Source organism: Clostridium sp. CF012 (assembly GCF_018861755.1).
Classification (GTDB): Bacteria; Bacillota; Clostridia; order Clostridiales; family Clostridiaceae; genus Clostridium_AD.
In genome coordinates this window covers 1-17,392 of record NZ_JAHLEF010000021.1, presented here as the reverse complement: position 1 = coordinate 17,392, position 17,392 = coordinate 1, and the positions used below count along the sequence as shown (strand labels likewise).

Here is a 17,392-nt window from a genome sequence, read left to right as displayed (position 1 = left end):
ATTATATGAATATTTTACAAGCTATCATTTACGGAATAGTACAGGGGATTGGTGAGTTTCTCCCAATATCTAGCACAGCTCATTTAGTATTAATTCCATGGATTTTTGGATGGAAGGATCCAGGGGTTGCTTTTGATGTAGCATTACATTTGGGAACTGCGGCAGCCGTAATTATGTTCTTTTGGAAAGATTGGATTAAATTAATTAATGCTGGAATTCGGAAGCCGAAATCAAAGGATGGAATGTTATTTTGGCTATTGGTTTTAGCTACAATTCCAGGTGGTTTATTCGGAGTTTTATTAGATAAATATATGGTAGTCTTTAGAAATCCTGCTCTTATTGGAGTTACACTTATTATTTTAGGTGCAATATTATATTATGCTGATAAAAATAGTGCGGAAAAAATTAAATTAGAAGATATTGGACTTAAAAGAAGTCTTATAGTTGGTATTTCTCAAGTGTTTGCAATAATACCAGGGGTATCACGATCAGGTATTACCATGTCCGCAGGTCGTTATTTAGGAATAGAAAGAGAAGCTATAGCTAAGTTCACTTTTTTACTCTCAACTCCCATAATAATTGGCGATGCACTATATAATGCAACAAAAATAGGAAATGTTGCAATAGATAAAACGCCATTTATTGTAGCTGTTTTAACAGCAGCAATTGTAGGATTTTTAAGTATTAAGTTTTTACTGAATTATTTAAAAACTAAGGGATTTGGAATATTTGCTATATATAGATTTGTTTTAGGTGCTTTTGTTTTAGTTACATATTTTATTAGATTTAAATAATATCCTCTGACCTATTTTCAGTTTTATTAAAAAAGTTAAAGGATTAATGTATACTATTATATGCAATAATTTTCACTATCATGAAATATATTTCATAAACATATAATATATATATACAAGAACGTTTTCACGTATTATAATAGTAATTGTAATATTACAAAAATTAAGAATATTAACAATTACTTTATAGTTAAGAGAAAAATTTAGGGGGAATTTATAGATATGAATAACGCATATTTTCAAATTAAACTTCCGCAAAACGAATCTATAAAAGGCTATATGCCGGGATCGCCTGAAAGAGCTGAATTAAAAGCAGAAATTGAAAGGCAATTATATGCTTCCTACCACCTGTCACGTTTACTTTGGTTCAGTTATTGGAGCTACTCCTAATGGAAGAAAAGCTTTTATGCCTGTATCTGAAGGTATTTCTCCTGACAAAGGTGCTGATGTAAACGGACCAACTGCAGTTCTTAAATCTGCAGCGAAAATGGATCACTTAAAAACTGGAGGAACATTACTCAATCAAAAATTTACACCAGCTGTTGTAGAAGGTGAAGATGGCTTAAATAATTTATCAAATTTGGTAAGGTCATACTTTAGATTAGATGGTCATCATATTCAATTTAATATTGTAAGTAGTGATATTCTACTCGCTGCACAAAAAAATCCTGATGACTATAATGATTTGATAGTAAGAGTTGCAGGATACAGTGATTACTTTAATAACCTAGATATTGCTTCAAGATGAGATAATTGGAAGGACAGATCAATCCTTTGGTGGATGTGGCTGTTAGAAAAATGATGAAAATACACTAATGAAGAAATTAATAGGAGTTATAGGATGGAAAAATTAAAAAAGCCTATGCTGGGTTTGATCTAGTACCTATAGGCTGGGCACTAAAAGAGTGTTTGGCTATAGGTACTTTTTATATAATTATTTTTTAAAAAGATTTGGTGTATGTACTGTTAATATTTTTACAGTTCTATTAGTGTTGTTTGCTCAGCTATGTTCAAGGTTAGAACTGTGATGGGTGCTATCTCCAGGAAATAATTCATGTCTTTCATTGTTAATTAATAAAGTTAGAATTCCTTCTAGAACATACACAAACTCTTCGGCAAGGTGTGAATATGAAGTTATATCTTAATTGTTTATTGTTGGAAGTATTTCAAAAATCCTTGGAAGTAAATCTTTTCTTTCAATGTCATTTGTCAATTGAATTTGTATAATTTGATTGTTTTCGACTTGAAATACTTCTCTTTCATAACTACGGATAATAAAATCCTTTATATTTTGGTTCATCTAAAAAATACGATAATGTAACATCTAGAGCTTTAGCAATGTTGATTAAGGAATCAACGGCTACAGTCGTTAACCCCCTTTCCAGTTGTGATATATAGCCAATGGATAAATTAATTTTTGCGCTTAAGTCCCTTAAGGTTATATGCCTTTGATTCTTAATTCCTTTATTTTCTTACCGACATCCGAAGTCATAATAATCCACCTCACTTTGTTATTAGGTGCACTCTTGAAAACTCTCAAGGCACTAATATGTCTTAATTGGTTTTTGTACAAAAATCAACTTTACCTCAGAATTAATTCAAGTTTTATATTGTTTCAATTTAAGGGGTATTATTTATGCTAACTGTTTATTATTTTCACAAAGAATATCAATCTTTTCTTGAAACTCTTGAAATTAAATTATATGCAGAAGGTTACGATTCTACATATAATGCCAACTCAGTTTATCTTTTAAGTATGAATGTGTTTATAACAAAAGTTCATTTAGTTTTGGTTTAGTAATTTTTGACAATTCTATTATACCAAAAATAAATGTTTTTGTGGCAAATAGTTAATTTAATATATACTGCTATCCCCATCTTTGGGGTTATTCTTTCTGCTATATTTTTAGGTAAAAACATTTTGGAAGTTATTCGAATGTAAAAAACATTATAGTGCGGCCACTTTAATTATGGCGAATTACTCATATATAAGCTAAATAACTATTAAAATTATTCTTGAATGAAATTATTTTTGTGAATATGAATATAATTATTGACTTCTTAGCAATAATATCCTATGATAATATTGTTAGCGCTGACAATATTTATATTTTGTAAACCTTTTCAAGAAAGGATATGAGTTTTTAACTCAATCTTATATATTATTTTAAGGGGGAAGATATTATGAATGAACAAACTTCTGTGATATTAGCGACAAAAGTAAAGCATCCTAAAGCACTCTACGGAATAGGTTTAGCCATGGCCTTTGAAAGATTTGCATACTATGGATGCAAACCACTTCTTATACTTTTCTTATCAAAACAAATAATTCAAGGTGGTTTAGGCATTACTAGAGCAGATGCGGCAATTATAGCTGCAAACTTAGGCGCATTTACTTATCTAGCTCCAATAATAGGTGGGATCGTTGCTGATAAATGGTTAGGCTCAAGATATTGTGTTATGATAGGCTCAGTTCTTATGAGTGCAGGTTGGGCATTAGGTTATTTTGCAACAAGTGCCGCCTGGATAAATGCACTTATTATAGTTGTATCTATAGGTACAGGTTTCTATAAAGGGAACATAAATACCTTAACTGGTGATTTGTATGAAAAGGATGATCCGCGTAAAGATATGGCTTACTCAATCACTTATTCCTTTGTTAATGGAGGAGTGTTAGTTGGTTCCCTTGTAATGGGTATTTTTTATACTTCAACCTTTGCAACAAGGAATGTGGCTGGACAAGTCTTGACTTATGGTTTTAAGGAATGTTACTTATTAGGAGCAATAGTTACTTTGATTTCAGGGCTTGTATTCGCTTATACTTGCAAGGAATTAGGTGATCTTGGAAAGAAGCCTAATAAATTCGCCTTACCCTCTGGTGATGAAGCAGCTATAGAATTAGCCAATAGGCCATTAACTAAACAAGAAAAAAATAAAGTTGTTGTTATATTTATTTTAGCATTATTCTCAATCTTTTTCTGGACATTCTATTTACAGTCAGATGCTTCACTATTGTTGTATGTAGATAAATATACAAATTATAATATAGGTGGTTTTTTAGTTCCTACAACCTGGAGTACAACCATGTTAAATGGATTGCTTTGTGTAATTTTGGCACCAATAATGGTAATAATTTGGAGGAAGCTTGCTAATACAAGAAGCGGTGGAGATTTTACTATGACTCAAAAAATAGCTCTAGGAAATATATTCTTAGGTCTAGGCTTTCTAATTATGGTAGGAGCAGAGGCTGTAAGAGGTGGAAATACTGGTGCTAATTCTAGCATATTCTGGGTACTAGGCTTTACATTATTTCAAACTATAGGTGAAATGTGCTTTTCACCATTAGGAACATCTGTTGTAAGTAGAACTGCACCTCCTAAATATCTAGCATTACTTATGGGTGTATGGTTCTTCGCTACATTTATAGCTAATAAAGCATCTGGCTATGTAGAAACAGCAATATCATCACTAGGAACTATGGAAGTATTTGTAATTATATCAGCAATTCTTTTTATAGGTGCAATTGTATTATTTGCTTGTAACAAGAAAATTTCAGCGCTTACTGAATAATTCTAAATAAGGAAAGATTTTTTAAAATATTAATCTAAATTTCTAGGGGGGGAATGAAAATTTGCCCTCATAATTTAGATATACCAAGATACGTGGGTTTTCAATAAAATAGATAGGGGGAATTAATATGTATAAAGAAAGAGTATCAAAGCTAAGGGCTTTAATGAATGATAAGGGTATTGATGCTGTTCTTCTTGTAGGCGACCATAATAGAAATTATTTAAGTGGGTTTACAGGGAATGAGAGTTTTTCACTTATAACTAAAGATAAGACATTTTTTATTACAGACTCAAGATTTACTGAACAGGCAAACTCACAGGTTAAGGATTATGAAATATTAGAATACAATAAAAATTTTCCTTTTGCAAATTTTTTAGGTGAATTAATTAAGGACAATAACATAAAAAGACTTGGATTTGAAGAAGATGTACTTTCCTTTAGCACTTATACCCTTTATAAGAGCAAAGTTCAGTGTGAATTTGTACCTATGGAGAAAATGGTTGAGAATATAAGAACGATAAAGGATGAATCTGAACTAAAGCTAATAAGAAGAGCAGCGCAAATTACAGATGAGACCTTTGAACATATGGTTAAATTTATCAAGCCAGGAATGACAGAAAGAGAGATAGGGCTTGAGCTTGAATTTCATATGAAAAAATTGGGGGCACAAGAATTATCCTTTCCTTCAATTATTGCATCCGGTGTTAGATCAAGTTTACCTCATGGGGAAGCTACTGAGAAGGTTGTCACTAAAGATGAATTTTTAACTCTTGATTTTGGTTGTGTTTATGAAGGATATTGTTCCGATATGACAAGGACAATTGTAATCGGAAAACCTTCTGAAAAAATGATTGAGGTTTATAATACTGTATTTGAAGCGCAAGAATTAGCTTTAAAAACTTTTAAGCCTAATATGCCTGCTATTGAAGTAGATGAAGTTGCAAGAAATTATATTAAAGAAAAAGGTTATGGAGAATACTTTAGACACGGACTTGGTCACGGTGTAGGAAGACAAGTTCATGAAGCACCTAGTATTGGGTATGGAAGCCGTGAACAACTGAAATCAGGTATGGTGGTCACAGATGAACCTGGAATATATATACCAGGTTTTGGTGGAGTAAGAATAGAGGATCTTCTTGTTATTACTGAAGATGGAATAGAAGTATTGTCAAAGTCTCCAAAACACCTTATATGCATAGACTAACAATTACTGTAGAGTAGATTTTGATAAAACTTGACTATCATACTTGATTATTATTTTTTTAATGCACCGTCATAAAGGTTAAGGAGATGTGTATATGTCAACAGTTGTAGAAAAGTTTTTAAAATATGTGAGCTATGATACTAAATCTGATGAGGAATCCACCACTGTCCCAAGCACAGCTGGGCAAATGAAACTTGCCACAGAATTAGTTAAGGAATTAAAAGCAATGGGTCTACAAGAGGCAAGTGTAGATAATAATGGATACGTAATGGCTACAATACCATCAAATATAGAAAAAGCTGTACCAATTATAGGGTTTATAGCTCATATGGATACTGCTCCAGATATCTCAGGAAAAAATATTAACCCTAAATTTATTGAAAATTATGATGGGGAAGACATAATATTAAATAAAGAAAATGATATAGTATTATCACCAAAAGATTTTCCGGAATTAAAGAATTATATAGGGAAAACTCTTATCACTACTGATGGAACTACATTATTAGGAGCTGATGATAAAGCTGGAATTTCAGAAATAATGACTATGGCAGAATATCTAATAGAAAATCCTCATATTCCACATGGAAGGATTAGAATTGCATTTACACCGGACGAAGAAGTAGGCCGTGGTGCAGACTTTTTTGACGTGAAAAAATTTGATGCAGAATTTGCATACACACTAGATGGAGGTGCTATTGGTGAATTAGAGTACGAAACTTTTAATGCTGCAGTAGCAAAGATTTGTGTTCATGGAAGAAATGTTCATCCAGGTACAGCGAAAGGGAGAATGATTCACTCTTCACTTATAGCAAATGAATTTATGAATTCTTTGCCACCAAATGAGACACCAGCTAGAACAGAAGGTTATGAAGGATTCTATCATTTGATTAATATTAATGGAGAAGTTGAAGAAGCAAAGCTTCAATATATTATAAGGGATTTTAATAAAGAAAGGTTTGAAGATAGGAAGGCATTCATCAAAAATATATCAGATAAATTAAATAATAGATATGGTAATGGCACAGTTGAGATAGAAGTTAAGGATCAATATTTTAATATGAAAGAAAAGATAGAGCCAGTTAAACATATTGTAGATACGGCGTTTTTAGCTATGAAGGAAGTAGGGATAACTCCTATATTGGTGCCTTTTAGAGGTGGTACAGACGGTGCAAGGCTTTCTTTTATGGGACTGCCTACACCAAATATATTCGCAGGTGGGCACAATTTCCATGGCAAATATGAATTCATACCTACATTTGCTATGGAAAAGGCTGTTGAAGTACTACTGAAGATAGTTGAGCTATATGCTGTAAAATCATATTGAAACAATTTCATTTATGTAATATTTATCTTAAATAAAATAGAAAGAAGTATCTTAATTAACTAAGATACTTCTTTTTTATTAGACAATATTGAGGATTAATGAGTATAAAATTGGCTTAGCTATTGTGACAAGCCAATAAATTGTTCTACATATTTTAAATGCTGTAGCTCTAGATTTGTTCTTTCTTATTTGATATCTTTGCAATTAAAGGCAAGATAAGTCCGAGTCCTAAAAGAACAAATGGTGTTAATAAATTAAGCATAAGTTGGAAAGTATACTCTGGTGTGTTTGGTGCTACTTTTGGGAACATTCCCATAATACATGCGAAAGCAGTAAATACAAAACACCATAAACCTATTACGAATGCAACCTTATCATTCTTTATAAATTTATATTCAGAAGAGAATTTATTTTTAGTAAAGCCCCTTAAAGCCATATATGCTAAAAACACCCACAAATATCTTATTGGCATAACAATTGAATTTAAATCTAATAACCAGTTGTATAAGGTATTCATATCTCCAATACCTAAAGCTGGTACAATTATTATAATTCCAACTAAAACTGCAGTCATTTTATATCCATTAATTGGTGCTCCATGTTTATTTGTTTTCATTAGAATAGCGGGAATATATTTTTTATCTCCTTCTGCAAATAATATTTTTAGTGGAGCATCAATGGAGAATGCTAATGCAGAAATCTGAGCAAGCATATTCGCAATTGCATATAAAACTAAAAATAAGTTTCCTACTCCATAGTAGTTCCCCAATGTTTTAAATGCGTAATACTGTCCATTCATTTTCAAATCTGCAGGAATGTTATTTCCATCAAACATCATTCCCATTGCAACTGAACCGAGTAGTGCTGATACTGCAACCATTATTGCAAGAACAATCATTCCCTTAGGAAAGTTTTTTGAGGGATTTTTTGTATCGTTAACATAAGGTGCTATTTTTTCACAGCCACCTACTGCAAAGACAAGCATAGATATTGTAGTAAAGTATGCAAAATTAAAATCTGGAATAAATGATTTTAAGGAAATATTTGCTGTTGCAATTTTTGCACCTGTAATTGAAGGTGCTGCAATCATCATCACTATGTATAGCATTGACATTACAAATACTGATATCCCTGCTATAGTTCCTATTTTCTTCAATGAATTAACACCTTTTGAAGCAAACCATAGGAAAAAGAGAAATAGCAATAATGTTATTGATTGTAGCACCAGTGGGCTAAAACCTTTAATAAATTTCCCGTTTTGTGTCGTTACCCAGCCTAATGCAATTAAAATTGACTGGGGTTTTTGTGCTAAATATGGTACATGTACTACCCAATAAGTCCAGCCTGCGAGATAAGCCAGGGTTGGTCCCATTGTAGATTTGATCCATGTACTAACTCCTGCTTTTCCATCGTTAAATGTAGAACCTAATTCCCCCACCATTAAGGCATAAGGGATAAAATATAATGAAATAATAAGTACCCATGATCCAACAACTGCTAAACCTTGATTGGCAAAGTTATTAACAACATTTCCAAATCCCCATACCATAACAAAAGCCATCAGGGCAAGATTTTGCCAAGTAAGCTTTTTAACTCCTGTCTCGTTCATATTATGAACTCCCTCCAATTAATTATTTAATGATTGCTTTTAATCGATTACAAGGACTATATTTCACCAGAATTTTCCTTGATACCTGTATAGAATAACATTATTTGCATATTTCTACAAGATTTCATGTCGTTTTTTTTGAAATATGAATTATTATATACCATTTTTAATTCTTACTAAATTTTTTGTATATTTTGTGCACAGTTAATTTTCTTAGAAATAGAGATTCTTATCAAAGGTTTCACTCTAAAGTTAAATTTAATGTATGTTTTAAAGTTATTTTAAAAAAAACTAAAAAACATTTAAAAATCATAGAGAAGAGAAGAAAAGTGTAGTATACTTAACTCAAATTGATGCCAAAATTTACAATCATATTTAAAATTATGTAAATTAATTTTAAATATGAAAACTATGGGGTGTTCAGGGAGGGCTATATGAAAAATATCTTTAAAGCATTTATATTTATGATTTTAACCTTTGCATTGTGTATACCGATGCAAATAATAGTGAAGGCTAGCACGTATACAGACGGACCTACAAAACCAAGTGATTTCACTGTATGCATTGATCCCGCACAGTACTTTAAAGAAATTACTGGTGAAAATGGTGCTAAGGCTAAGGATATAAATTTAAATACGGCGTTAAAACTAGGTAATATACTAAAAACTAGAGGATTCAAAGTAGTATATACTAGAGACAGTGATTCAGTATCTTGGAACAGTCTTAATGAGGATGATGCAAAAGCTGCAATAGCAAAGAATGCAAACGCTGATGTGTTTTTAAGTATAAATACTAATTACTATTCACTAAATACTTCAAATGGAATTGAAACATATTACCTATCTGATGTTAGTAATAAAAATAAGCTGTTAGCAGGTTTAATGCAAAGCGAACTTATAAAAGCAACAGATGCTAGTGATAGAGGAATAAAAGAAGGAAGTTTTGAATTATTAAAGAAGACAAGCTGTCCGGCGGTAGTTTTGGAATTAGGGTTCCTAAGTAATCCAGAAGAAGAGATATTATTAACTCGTGAAGATTATCAAAATAACGTTGCAAAGGCTATAGCTAATGGGTTAATGAAATATGCCGGCTTTGCAAATACGGATACTAATTACGATTCGATTTTTAGTGTATCTTCAGTGGGAGATATAATAGTTAATTTAGAAGTTGGTAACAAATATACCTTTCCTAAAACTGTACTGGCTACTATGAGTAATAACTCAAAAAAAGAGATTGGAGTAGAATGGCTTCAAGATATAGTTTCTCTTACTAAGGTAGGTACGTATACCTATGAAGGAGTTATAGAAAATTATGACAAGAAAGTTAAAGTTATAATTAACGTGAAAGAGGCAGTTAGTGCGAAGTACAAAGTAGTTTTAGATGCAGGTCATGGAGGAGCGGATTCTGGAGCAGTAGGAGCAATGGGTACTAAAGAAAAGGCTATAGTGCTAGCAATTACTTTGAAAGTAGGAAATATATTAGCTAAGAATGGTGTTGACGTGGTATACACAAGAACAATTGATAAAACGCAGAGTCTTCAAGCTAAATGTGATGTTTCAAATATCGCTAAACCAAATTATTTTGTAAGTATTCATGCCAATAGCTATTCAGTTCCCACAGTAAGTGGCATTGAGACTTTTTATAAGAGGGGTAGTGCAGTAGGACAAAAATTAGCTCAAGCTGTTCAAACTGAGTTAATTAAAGCGACCGGAAGAGTAGATAGGAAGATTAAAACTGCAGGTTATTATGTTTTAAATAATACACGTGCTACGGCTATATTGGTAGAAACATCCTTCCTTTCTAATGCAACCGAAGAAAAACTGTTAGTTACATTGGCTTATCAAACTAAGTTAGCTCAGGCAATCTCAAAAGGTATTCTAAAAAGCTTGGGAATAATTAAAATAGTATTTTAAAGTTATTTGGTATTGTAAAAAAGAGTGAAATATATAGGGATATATTTCACTCTTTTTTCTTTGCTAATATACATAATTGTCTTATAATTATATTGTGCATTATGTTAAAATAGGGGGTTTCACAAATGAAAAAATCACTATTAACTTTGGTAAGATTATTTATGGGTCTTTTTCTATACGCAGTTGGTATAGTTTTCACTATTAATGCAAGTCTAGGATTATCTCCCTGGGATGTTTTTCACCAAGGAGTATCAAAGCTCACAGATATTACAATGGGACAAGCAAGTATTATAGTTGGACTCTTGATTGTAATATTAGACTGGGTACTGGGGGAGAAAGTTGGACTGGGCACTATATTCAATATGTTGTTTATAGGTATCTTTATGGACTTATTGATGCTTAATCATTTACTGCCTATTTTTAATAATATAATAGCAAGAGTAATAATGATGTTCCTTGGAATGTTTATTATAGGGATTGCTAGTTATTTTTATATTAGCGCAGGGCTCGGTTCTGGACCTAGAGATGGCTTAATGGTATCACTAACTAAAAAAACCGGGAAATCTGTGAGATTTATTAGAAATTTTATTGAGTTTACAGTATTAGTTGTTGGTTATTTCTTAGGGGGAACTGTAGGTTTTGGAACGCTAATTATGGTTATTGGGGGAGGCTACTTTGTTCAGTTTGCCTTTAAAATATTTAAATTTGATGTTAGAAAAGTTCAACATAGATTTATTGATGATTATGTAAAAATTATAAAAAACAAGTTAGCATACAAGAAAAAAGACTCAAGTGTTAGTTGATGTATAATAAATTTAGGGAGTTGTATGTGGCAAATGTTTTAATATTGGTTTATACTTAAGCTAATAATTAGAATATATGGAGGGGTTTTTATGAAAGTTGCTTTTACTACTATCGAAGTTAAAGATTTAGAGGAATCAGTTGATTTCTATACAAAAATATTGTGTTTTAAAGAAGTCAAGAGGTTTAGTCCAAATCCAGAAATGAAATTTGTTTTTGTTCAAGGGGAAGGTGGCGGAATTATTCAGCTTGCTGAAAATGCTAATGCTTTAAAAGAAACTCCAACTGGAGCTCATGCTCTAAAGGCAGTTTGTATAGCAGTAGATAACTTGAAGAATCTTGTTAGTATTCTTAAAGAAAATAATGTTGAGTTTATTTCAGAATTAATTGAAACTCCTGAAGGAATTAAAATGTTATTTATAAAAGATCCAAATGGCGTAGCTATAGAGTTAATAGAAGGTTTTGAAATTTAAATTATATGCATAAAAATAATTTTAATAATATAAGTATTACAAATGCAGAGCAACAATTATTGTTGCTCTGTTTTTGCTTTAAAAATATACCGTGTTAAGCCATGAAACTATAGCACACCTCAAATTGGAGATAGTGACTTATGTGAAGATTCTGGTTAAGAGTAGTGGGAGGGAATATAAAGTAGATATACAGTAAGTATTAGTTGAATATATTCGACAAATAATGATATAATAATCCTAATAATGACGCCTTACTTTGAATTTTGTTTGGTTCAGATACAACGATTATTTCAGAAAGAGAGGATCATTATTTTTTTATTAAAAAATAGCTTAAAACCTTGCTAAAGTTTTGGCATTGGGGTCAAGGTGATATTGTATTTTTAGAATGAAATAGGTTAAACCGGAGAAACTATCATAGGGACTATTGTCATGGAGCTAATAAAGTTTGGGTTTGGATATGGAGAAAAATTAGCAAATTGAAATAAATAGTTTCGTATTGAAGGAGGAGTTTTTATAATGGCAGAAGATAATAAGAAATTAGGACTTGGGTTACTTGTGGCTTTAGGAATAGGTACTATGATTGCATCAGGTATTTTTAATAGCCCTACAGACCTAATAACAACAACAAATCCTATGGCGGTTCTTATTTCGTGGGGTATTGGAGTTTTTGGCGTAATAATGATAGGATTGGTATTTTACATGCTTTCAAATAAAAGACCGGAATTACAAGGTGGAATTTATTCCTATGCCAAAGAAGGGTTTGGTGATTTCGTAGGCTTCAATTCAGCTTGGGGGTACTTTACAAGTTCTTTTCTTGGAAACATTGCATTTATTATTTTAATTTTCAAGACTATTAATAGTTTAATTGGAGAAGGTTATACTATGCCTCCTATTTTAGCATTTGTACTCGCTTCTATTATTTTGTGGATATACTATTTTGTAATAAAAAGAGGCATTAGACAAGCTGGAATACTGAATTTAATAGTTACAATCGCTAAAGTTATACCGCTATGTTTAGTGATAATTTTTGGGTTTTCAGCTTTTAAAATAGGAATATTTAATGTGACGAATTGGCAAACAATTTTAGCATCCAGTGGTGAGACCGCTAGTTTAGGTAAACAGATAAGTGGTGCCATGGGAACGATTTTATGGTGCTTCGTAGGTGTAGAAGGTTTAGTAGTTTTGTCTCAAAGAGCGGAATCACAAATATCTGTTGGTAAAGGAACAATAATTTCACTTGTTATTACAGCAATACTTTATGTGGCAATATCTGTCTTGTCAATGGGTATTATACCAGCTAAGGATTTAATTGCAGCACAAACACCACTGGCAGCAGTACTCGCACAAACTGCATTGGGAAGTGCAGGAGGGATTATAGTTAAAGTTGGAATTTTAATTTCTGTTATGGGTGCTTTGCTTTGCTGGCTTTTGCTAACCACAGAAATTCTCTATATTCCAGCAGCACAGGATGGCTTAATGCCAAAGTGGTTTAAAGTAAATAATGATAAAAATGTACCTATTAATGCTTTTTTATTTTCAATGATAGCAACACAAGTAGGAATGCTTGCAATGCTTTCACCAGCACTACAAAAGGCTTATTATGTTGCCACACATATAGGTACAACTAATATATTAATACCATATTTATTATCTTCTATGTTTGCATTTAAGGTATATAGTAAAGAACGTGGTTATTTTAAGGAAAAACTTATAGCGATACTTGCATGTATATATTCAATTTATGTTATATATGCAGTAGGAATTGGGTATTTAGGGCTAGCATCCATAATTTATGCAATTGGTATAGGTTTTTATTTAAGAGCCAAAAGAGAAAAAAATGAAGCTATTACTCATAGAGAAAAGGTAGCAATGACAGCAATGATTATATTGGCAATAGTTATGACAGTAGCAGCAGTTACTGGTAAGATCAAAGTTTAACGACATTTTAGAAGGGAAGTCTCCCATTTCTATAAGTGGGAGTGCATGCTTTAACAAATAGAAAACGTATTTGAAAAATCAAATACGTTTTTTTATTTTGCTAATTACTTGACAGTGATAATGATTTACAATAATATTATATACAATGGAATAGTTCCAAATGGAACTATTTTTTTATGAAAATAATATTGTGTATAGGGGTGTTTTTTCTATGAAGACAACAATTTACTATTTTAGTGGTACGGGGAATTCTTTAAAGGTAACAAAGGATATTTCAGCTAAATTAAAAGATACAGAGATTATACAAATTTGCAGAAATTCTGTGGTGAATAATCACGTAGCGGGGAATAAAATTGGAATTGTCTTTCCTGTATATAATTCTGGAATGCCTCTCCTAGTTAAAGAGTTTGTTGAAAAAATTGAAATTCCAAAAGATGCCTATGTTTTTATAATTGTAACATTTGGTCTGGCAGCAGGCGCATCTATTTTCCAATTAGAAAAGTTGTTAAATCACAAGGGGATCAAGCTTTCAGCAGCGTTTAAAGTTAAGATGCCAGGAAATTATCAAGTAATGTATCCACCTTACTCAGAGGAAAAACAAAAGAAGGATTTTAAAAATGAAGGTGGAAAAATCACTGAAATTGTTAGAAGTATTAACAATAATGAAATAGTAAAATTCACCGGGGTAGGCGAAAGTATAATGAAAGCTGTTGGTGGTGTGCTTTATACTAGCTTTAAACCTTATGAAAAAGATAAAAATTTCTGGACAGACGAGAAATGTAATGGTTGTGGTATATGTTCAAAGGTGTGTCCTGCTAATAATATAAAAATGAATGAGGGTAAACCTCAATGGCTACATAAATGTGAACAATGCGTTGCCTGTATGCAGTGGTGTCCACAAAAATCAATACAATATAAAAAAGTAACAATAAATAGAGGTCGGTATCATCATCCAGATATATTGGTAACGGAAATATTTCATAAGTAAAGGGAAGTGTGATTATGTGCTATTCAGGTGGTTGTGCGGAAAAACTAATTTCACTATTTAAATCCATTCAGGGATGTTTAAAATTAATTTCACAAGAATTTGAACTTACAATTCCTGAAATGATGATAATGCTTGAGTTGTATGAAAATAAAACGCTGTCTTTGAATGAACTTAGTGAAAAAATAGAGCTACCTAAAAGCTCAGTTTCAAGGATAGTAGAAGGACTTGTAAATAGAGAATATGTTGCCCGGGAAATTCCAAAAGAAAACAGAAGAATGGTTAATTTATCTATATCTACGAAGTGCTTAAAATGCATTGATGTAGCTGGTATTAATGATAGATTTGAGGCTGTAGTTGTTGGGGGACTGGAGCCCCAAAAGGCGGAGAGAATGATTTCGGTATTAGAGGAGCTTAGCTCAATTTTAAATAAAGAAAAGAAATGAAAATTTAATTTATTAGGGAATAATTTTAAATTAAAGAGGGGCGGGTATTCGTGGTGAATAAGGTTTATTTTAAGGCTATCGATTCGTATTCCAAAACTGAAGAGATAAGTAATGCTGCTAGTAAACTATTAAAAAAGCTTGTAGAAGAAGAAAGTATAGGTCTTGAAAAGTTTATACCACTTAAAGTTCATTTTGGGGAAAAGGGAAATAAGACTTTTATAGGACCTAAAAACTTTTCTGGAATAGTAAATTATTTAAAAGAAAAAAATATAGATAGCGCATATATAGAGACCAATGTTCTATATAGAGGAGAAAGAACTACAAAAGAAAAGCATTTAAAGCTTGCTAAGGAGCATGGCTTTATAGAGATTCCTATAATAATAGCAGATGGAGAACATGGAGAAGCGTTTGAAGAGATTGAGATTAATAAAAAGAATTTTAATAAGTGTAAAATAGGAAAAGAAATTGCTAATAAAAAACAACTAATTGTTATAAGTCATTTTAAAGGGCATGCACTTGCTGGATTTGGTGGCGCTATAAAACAACTTGGAATGGGCTGTGCATCAAGAGGTGGAAAACTTGCACAACATGCAAACTCAATACCTAAGATAAGCTCTTTTAAGTGTAAGGCTTGCAATGCCTGTGCAAAAATATGTCCAGAGAATGCAATAACTGTGGATAAAAAAGCAAAAATCCATAAGGACAAATGTATTGGTTGTGCTTCTTGTATGGCAGTATGTCCCTATGGTGCTATCTCCAATAGTTGGTTTGCTTCAATTTCTAAGTCCTTTAATGAACGGCTTGCAGAATATGCCTATGCAGCTACAGTGGATAAGCATAATATATATATAACCTTTGCTTTTAATATAACTAGAAACTGTGATTGTGATGGTCATAATATGAAACCAATAGTAAAGGATGTTGGAGTATTTGCATCTATAGATCCAGTAGCCATTGATAAAGCTTGTCTTGATGTTCTTGATAAAAACAATGGTAAAACTGTATTTAGAAGAGGAAGAGCTACTCTTGATTATGCAGAAAAAATAGGCTTAGGTAGTAAACAATACGAACTTGTTGAAATGGAATAGCTTCTTTACTATATATTACTTAAGTAAATAGTGCATAAGGTAAGAAAAGAGCATATAATAAATTGAGTTAGTCGATTAACTTTTATTCAGGGGGGTTTTATTATACAGCAAATAAAGGGGTACTTAATGATTGCATTAGCAGGAAGCTTATGGGGAACTGTAGGTTTGTTTGGGAAAATATTTTTTAACTTTGGATTTGACCCGAAACTTGTGGTGTTTTGTAGACTATTTGTAGGATGTCTTATAATGTTTATCTTTATTTTACTTAAAGATAAAAAATTATTAAAACTTGATAAAAGGGGATTAAAGTATACAGCTTTAATCGGTATTTTTTCGCAAGCGCTTTTCAATTTGATATATTTTGAAACCATCAAAAGGACTACTATATCTACAGCAGTTATTTTATTATATACAGCGCCTATTTTTTTAATAATTATGGGTAGGATGTTTTATAAAGAAGCTCTAACACCAATTAAAATTTCTGCACTTATTTTATGTATTGTAGGCTGTTTTTTAACTGTTACCGGGGGCTCACTGGATACTTTAAATATCAATTCAGTAGGTGTTTTACTGGGAATAGGGGCAGGATTTACTTATGCTTTAGTTACCATTATAAGTAAAGCAATTATAAATGATTACCACCCATTAACCATTATTTTATATAGTTTTCTGTTTGGGTGGATATTTTTAGTGCCATTTTCTAACCCATTAAATCTTTTGTATGTAAAATATAGTTTGCCTATAGTAGCAAGCATTATAGGACTCGGGTTAATTCCAACAGTACTTTCATACATTTTGTATATTACTGGCTTATCTTATGGAGTTGAAGCATCAAAAGCAGGTATAATATGTTCATTAGAAATCGTGGTTTCTGTTATCATTTCATATTTATTTTTTAATGAAGTGATTTTAGGAGTTAAACTATTGGGTATTATAATGGCTTTAGGTTCTATTTTCATAATTAATTTTGATAGACGTGGAGTAATTCTTGTTGAAAAAAATGGAAATATGGATGAAAAGCTAAACTGTATAAACGATAGTCTGGAAGAGTAAATGGAAACTCCAGAAATGATTGACGGTATTTGCGAATTAGAAATTCCTTAAATTATAAAAAACACTGGTGATTAAGCTAATAAAATGTATCCTATAGAGTAGACAATTTAAAAAAAGTCTACCCTATAGGATATTTTTGTGTATAATAGAAAAAAAGCAGGAAATGGTGGGGTTGAAATGAGTAATAAATT

General features: G+C 31.7%; 17 protein-coding genes and 1 pseudogene. 14 read left to right on the top strand and 4 right to left on the bottom strand.

What is annotated here, in order from left to right; translation table 11 throughout:
• Positions 1 to 5 precede the first annotated feature (5 nt).
• Both KPL50_RS16895 and KPL50_RS16890 read left to right on the top strand, forming a co-directional pair.
• Entirely contained in the window at positions 6 to 794 is a 789-nt protein-coding gene (locus KPL50_RS16895) for an undecaprenyl-diphosphate phosphatase (RefSeq protein WP_216299719.1), read from the top strand.
• Positions 795 to 1,128: 334 nt separating this feature from the next.
• Positions 1,129 to 1,588 (top strand): annotated as a pseudogene (locus KPL50_RS16890) (glycine radical domain-containing protein); the annotation flags it as partial.
• A gap of 206 nt (positions 1,589 to 1,794) precedes the next feature.
• On the opposite strand, the gene KPL50_RS27970 reads toward KPL50_RS16890, so the two are convergent.
• The 3 genes from KPL50_RS27970 to KPL50_RS27960 are packed head-to-tail and all read right to left on the bottom strand — an operon-like array spanning position 1,795 to position 2,188.
• On the bottom strand, positions 1,795 to 1,932 hold the full coding sequence (locus KPL50_RS27970; RefSeq protein WP_375372940.1) for a cupin domain-containing protein: 138 nt from the start codon (positions 1,930 to 1,932) through the stop codon (positions 1,795 to 1,797).
• A gap of 3 nt (positions 1,933 to 1,935) precedes the next feature.
• A complete protein-coding gene (locus KPL50_RS27965; RefSeq protein ID WP_375372938.1) occupies positions 1,936 to 2,094 on the bottom strand; it encodes a hypothetical protein in 159 nt (52 codons plus the stop codon).
• Positions 2,060 to 2,188, bottom strand: coding sequence for a helix-turn-helix domain-containing protein (locus KPL50_RS27960; RefSeq protein WP_375372939.1), 129 nt, complete (start codon positions 2,186 to 2,188; stop codon positions 2,060 to 2,062). Before KPL50_RS27960 ends, KPL50_RS27965 begins: the two co-directional genes overlap by 35 nt.
• A 242-nt stretch (positions 2,189 to 2,430) precedes the next feature.
• On the opposite strand from KPL50_RS27960, the gene KPL50_RS16880 reads away from it, so the two are divergent.
• The 4 genes from KPL50_RS16880 (at position 2,431) to pepT (ending at position 6,895) form a co-directional block, all read left to right on the top strand.
• Positions 2,431 to 2,592: a hypothetical protein gene (locus tag KPL50_RS16880; RefSeq protein ID WP_216299718.1), complete on the top strand. Its 162-nt coding sequence runs from the start codon at positions 2,431 to 2,433 to the stop codon at positions 2,590 to 2,592.
• 386 nt (positions 2,593 to 2,978) lie between these two features.
• Complete coding sequence (locus KPL50_RS16875; RefSeq protein ID WP_216299717.1) at positions 2,979 to 4,364, top strand: peptide MFS transporter; 1,386 nt, start codon at positions 2,979 to 2,981, stop codon at positions 4,362 to 4,364.
• 127 nt (positions 4,365 to 4,491) lie between these two features.
• On the top strand, positions 4,492 to 5,568 hold the full coding sequence (locus KPL50_RS16870) for a Xaa-Pro peptidase family protein (protein WP_216299716.1): 1,077 nt from the start codon (positions 4,492 to 4,494) through the stop codon (positions 5,566 to 5,568).
• A 94-nt stretch (positions 5,569 to 5,662) separates the two neighbouring features.
• Complete coding sequence (gene pepT / locus KPL50_RS16865; RefSeq protein WP_216299715.1) at positions 5,663 to 6,895, top strand: peptidase T; 1,233 nt, start codon at positions 5,663 to 5,665, stop codon at positions 6,893 to 6,895.
• Positions 6,896 to 7,064: 169 nt separating this feature from the next.
• Here pepT and KPL50_RS16860 read toward each other — a convergent pair whose 3' ends face one another.
• Positions 7,065 to 8,504 (bottom strand): amino acid permease, encoded by a 1,440-nt coding sequence (locus KPL50_RS16860; protein WP_216299714.1) that lies wholly within the window; start codon positions 8,502 to 8,504, stop codon positions 7,065 to 7,067.
• 434 nt (positions 8,505 to 8,938) lie between these two features.
• Between KPL50_RS16860 and KPL50_RS16855 the strand changes: the two genes are divergently transcribed.
• From KPL50_RS16855 to KPL50_RS16820, 8 genes are all read left to right on the top strand, one after another.
• A complete protein-coding gene (locus KPL50_RS16855; protein ID WP_216299713.1) occupies positions 8,939 to 10,417 on the top strand; it encodes an N-acetylmuramoyl-L-alanine amidase in 1,479 nt (492 codons plus the stop codon).
• Positions 10,418 to 10,542: 125 nt separating this feature from the next.
• Positions 10,543 to 11,220 carry a YitT family protein gene (locus KPL50_RS16850; RefSeq protein ID WP_216299712.1) on the top strand — a complete coding sequence of 226 codons (678 nt, stop codon included), beginning with the start codon at positions 10,543 to 10,545 and terminating at the stop codon, positions 11,218 to 11,220.
• Positions 11,221 to 11,310: 90 nt separating this feature from the next.
• Positions 11,311 to 11,691, top strand: coding sequence for a VOC family protein (locus tag KPL50_RS16845; protein WP_216299711.1), 381 nt, complete (start codon positions 11,311 to 11,313; stop codon positions 11,689 to 11,691).
• A 516-nt stretch (positions 11,692 to 12,207) separates the two neighbouring features.
• Entirely contained in the window at positions 12,208 to 13,629 is a 1,422-nt protein-coding gene (locus KPL50_RS16840) for an amino acid permease (RefSeq protein WP_216299710.1), read from the top strand.
• A 211-nt stretch (positions 13,630 to 13,840) separates the two neighbouring features.
• A complete protein-coding gene (locus KPL50_RS16835) occupies positions 13,841 to 14,617 on the top strand; it encodes an EFR1 family ferrodoxin (RefSeq protein ID WP_216299709.1) in 777 nt (258 codons plus the stop codon).
• Positions 14,618 to 14,631: 14 nt separating this feature from the next.
• Entirely contained in the window at positions 14,632 to 15,060 is a 429-nt protein-coding gene (locus KPL50_RS16830; protein ID WP_216299708.1) for a MarR family winged helix-turn-helix transcriptional regulator, read from the top strand.
• Positions 15,061 to 15,110: 50 nt separating this feature from the next.
• Complete coding sequence (locus KPL50_RS16825) at positions 15,111 to 16,148, top strand: DUF362 domain-containing protein (protein WP_309245191.1); 1,038 nt, start codon at positions 15,111 to 15,113, stop codon at positions 16,146 to 16,148.
• A gap of 126 nt (positions 16,149 to 16,274) precedes the next feature.
• Complete coding sequence (locus KPL50_RS16820; RefSeq protein WP_216299707.1) at positions 16,275 to 17,201, top strand: DMT family transporter; 927 nt, start codon at positions 16,275 to 16,277, stop codon at positions 17,199 to 17,201.
• Positions 17,202 to 17,392 lie beyond the last annotated feature (191 nt).

Excerpts from the sequence above, each read along its gene's own strand:
- KPL50_RS16870 (WP_216299716.1), top strand. The coding sequence starts at position 4,492 with ATGTATAAAGAAAGAGTATCAAAGCTAAGGGCTTTAATGAATGATAAG.
- KPL50_RS27965 (WP_375372938.1), bottom strand. The coding sequence starts at position 2,094 with ATGAACCAAAATATAAAGGATTTTATTATCCGTAGTTATGAAAGAGAA.
- KPL50_RS16840 (WP_216299710.1), top strand. The coding sequence starts at position 12,208 with ATGGCAGAAGATAATAAGAAATTAGGACTTGGGTTACTTGTGGCTTTA.
- KPL50_RS16835 (WP_216299709.1), top strand. The coding sequence starts at position 13,841 with ATGAAGACAACAATTTACTATTTTAGTGGTACGGGGAATTCTTTAAAG.
- KPL50_RS16830 (WP_216299708.1), top strand. The coding sequence starts at position 14,632 with ATGTGCTATTCAGGTGGTTGTGCGGAAAAACTAATTTCACTATTTAAA.
- KPL50_RS16855 (WP_216299713.1), top strand. The coding sequence starts at position 8,939 with ATGAAAAATATCTTTAAAGCATTTATATTTATGATTTTAACCTTTGCA.
- KPL50_RS16880 (WP_216299718.1), top strand. The coding sequence starts at position 2,431 with ATGCTAACTGTTTATTATTTTCACAAAGAATATCAATCTTTTCTTGAA.
- KPL50_RS16850 (WP_216299712.1), top strand. The coding sequence starts at position 10,543 with ATGAAAAAATCACTATTAACTTTGGTAAGATTATTTATGGGTCTTTTT.
- KPL50_RS16875 (WP_216299717.1), top strand. The coding sequence starts at position 2,979 with ATGAATGAACAAACTTCTGTGATATTAGCGACAAAAGTAAAGCATCCT.
- KPL50_RS16845 (WP_216299711.1), top strand. The coding sequence starts at position 11,311 with ATGAAAGTTGCTTTTACTACTATCGAAGTTAAAGATTTAGAGGAATCA.
- KPL50_RS16860 (WP_216299714.1), bottom strand. The coding sequence starts at position 8,504 with ATGAACGAGACAGGAGTTAAAAAGCTTACTTGGCAAAATCTTGCCCTG.
- KPL50_RS16895 (WP_216299719.1), top strand. The coding sequence starts at position 6 with ATGAATATTTTACAAGCTATCATTTACGGAATAGTACAGGGGATTGGT.
- KPL50_RS16820 (WP_216299707.1), top strand. The coding sequence starts at position 16,275 with ATGATTGCATTAGCAGGAAGCTTATGGGGAACTGTAGGTTTGTTTGGG.
- pepT (WP_216299715.1), top strand. The coding sequence starts at position 5,663 with ATGTCAACAGTTGTAGAAAAGTTTTTAAAATATGTGAGCTATGATACT.